This window comes from Sphingomonas sp. 66-10, assembly GCF_001897045.1.
Lineage (GTDB): Bacteria > Pseudomonadota > Alphaproteobacteria > Sphingomonadales > Sphingomonadaceae > Sphingomonas > Sphingomonas lycopersici.
Window position 1 is genome coordinate 11608 of record NZ_MKRR01000020.1, and the last position, 2411, is coordinate 14018.

4 protein-coding genes are annotated in these 2411 nt (G+C 71.7%); all 4 read left to right on the top strand.

Annotation, left to right across the window (positions count from 1 at the left end):
* A partial coding sequence (locus BGN95_RS02500) for a nucleotidyl transferase family protein (protein WP_502688237.1) occupies window positions 1–327 on the top strand: 327 nt, incomplete at its 5' end.
* Between the two features lie 2 nt (window positions 328–329).
* Window positions 330–716: a ribosome silencing factor gene (gene rsfS / locus BGN95_RS02505; protein WP_179512171.1), complete on the top strand. Its 387-nt coding sequence runs from the start codon at window positions 330–332 to the stop codon at window positions 714–716.
* 1 nt (window position 717) lies between these two features.
* Window positions 718–1140 carry a 23S rRNA (pseudouridine(1915)-N(3))-methyltransferase RlmH gene (locus tag BGN95_RS02510; protein ID WP_179513692.1) on the top strand — a complete coding sequence of 141 codons (423 nt, stop codon included), beginning with the start codon at window positions 718–720 and terminating at the stop codon, window positions 1138–1140.
* A 247-nt stretch (window positions 1141–1387) separates the two neighbouring features.
* Window positions 1388–2411: murein hydrolase activator EnvC family protein (locus BGN95_RS02515; RefSeq protein WP_286771519.1), on the top strand; the 1024-nt coding region annotated here is incomplete at its 3' end.

The following is a 2411-nucleotide window of genomic DNA, read 5'->3' on the forward strand; positions in this document are numbered from 1 at the left end:
CGCTTCATCTGGGTGATGGGGGCGGACAATCTCGTCCAGTTCCACCGCTGGCGCGACTGGCGGCGGATTGCGCGGACGGTTCCGATTGCGGTGATCGCGCGGCCGGGATATGATGGCCCGGCCCACGCGGCCCACGCGATGGGCTGGCTGCGGCGCTTCCAGAGGCCCGCATGTCAGGCGAGGAACTGGACCGAGTGGAGTGTGCCGGCGCTGGTGCTGTTGCGTTTCCGCCCCGATCCGACGTCCGCGACGCAGCTTCGTGCTGCCGACCCGTCCTGGCATCGCCGCTTCCGCGGCGCCCCCGCCAAACCTTTTGCCCAGGAGTAACCTTGCCCGCATCCGCCAACGCCTATCGATCGCCCGACGCCAACGGTGTCGCGGTGCTCCATAAGCTCGTGCTCGACAGCCTGGACGATGATCAGGCCGCCGATATGATCTCGATCCCGCTCGCCGGGAAATCGTCGATCGCCGATCATATGGTGATCGCGTCGGGGCGCTCGACGCGACAGGTCGCCTCGATGGCGTCCAAGCTCGCCGAGAAGATCAAGGCCGAAACCGGCCGCTCTCCCCGGATCGAGGGGCTGCCGACCGCCGATTGGGTGCTGATCGACGCCGGCGACGTGATCGTCCATCTGTTCCGCCCCGAGGTGCGCTCTTTCTACAATCTCGAGCGGATGTGGTCGTTCGGGGACGCGCCGCCGGCCGGGAACGCCTGAGCTGCTGCTGCATATCGTGGCGCGCGGCCGGATCGGCCGCTCGCCGGAGGCCGAGCTGGTCGATCGCTACATGAAGCGAATCGGCTGGCCGACGAAGATCACCGAACTGCCCGACACCGGTGGCCGCATCCCCGATGCGCCGCCGCAGACGCGCCGCGTGCTGCTCGACGAGCGTGGCGAGGTGATGGCGTCGCTCGCCTTCGCGCAATTGCTCGGGCGGTGGCGCGACGACGGGGTGCGCGAGGCGCGCTTCATGATCGGCGCGGCCGACGGGTTCGACGATGCCGCGCGCGGCGAGGCGGATCTGCTGATCTCGTTCGGGCGCGCGACCTGGCCGCATCTGCTCGCGCGGGCGATGCTGGCGGAGCAATTGTTCCGCGCTACCTCGATCCTTGCCAACCACCCCTATCATCGCGAAGGCTGAGGCGATGCGGAACGGGGAAGGATTGCACGCGGAGCATTGTACCCAAGATATGATCCACCCCGGCGCAGGCCCGGATCCAGCATCGGGTCGGTCGCAACTGGACCCTGGCCTGCGCCGGGGTGGAAAGGGATCGGCGCGTGATGCTTTGGAGGCTGGTACGCCTTCCCTTGTGCTCCCGCGAAGGCGGGGACCCAGTCTGGGGTCCCGCCTTCGCGGGAGCACAAGGGTATTTGCGGTAACAGCCACCGTGCTGGCCGGAACGCTGCTCGCCGCGTCGGCGCCGGCGCAGGATGCGCTGGCGATCGCACGGGCGCGGCTGGCGCAGGCCAAGGCCGCCGCCGCCGAGGCGACCCGCCGCGCCGCCGCCTTCGATCGCCAGGCCGCCGCCGAGCGCGACACCGCGGCGCGTTTCCACGTTCAGGAACAGGGAATGGCGGCGCGCATCACCCGGGCCGAGGCCGATCTGGCGGCGGCCGAGGCGCGCGTCGCGATCGTCGAACGGCTGCAGGAACAGCAGCGCGCGGAATTCGCGCGGAAGCGCGAGCCGGTCGCGCGGTTGCTCGCCGCGCTCGCTTCGCTTGCCGGGCGGCCGGCGGTGGTTGCGGTGGCGCAGCCGGGGTCGATCAGCGATATGGTGCATGTCCGCGCCGCGCTCGCGGCGACCACGCCGGTGATCGACGCGCGCGCGGCCGATGTCCGCGCGGCGCTGGCCGAATCGCGCCGGCTCGAGCGTGCCGCGGCGTCGGCGGCCAAGGGGCTGCGCGACGGGCGCGCCGATCTCGTCGTCCAGCGCCAGCGGCTCGCGGCGTTGCGCGCCAGCCACGATCAGGCCGCGATGCGGTTTGACCGCGATGCGCGCGCCGCCGCCGACCGCGCGATCGCGATGGGTGAGGAGGCGCGCGACCTGCTCGATCGGATGACCGCGATCGGCGACGATCGCCAGACGCTTGCTGCGCTGGAACGCTTGCCGGGGCCGCCGCGGGTCGACCGAACGCCCGGCGCGATCCCGGCGGCGTATCGCCTGCCGGTCGCGGGGCGGCTGGTGACCGGGCTGGGCGAGGTTTCCGACAATGGCGTGCGCGCGCGCGGGCTGACCTTCGCGGTCGCGTCGGGCGCGCCGGTGGTCGCGCCGGCGGCGGGGAAGGTGATCTTCGCGCGGGTTTTCCGCGATTACGGCGGCACGGTGATCATCGATCACGGTGCGGGGTGGAGCACGCTCGTCACCGGGCTCGGCGCGATCGCGGTGACGCGCGGGGAGGCGATCGCGGCGG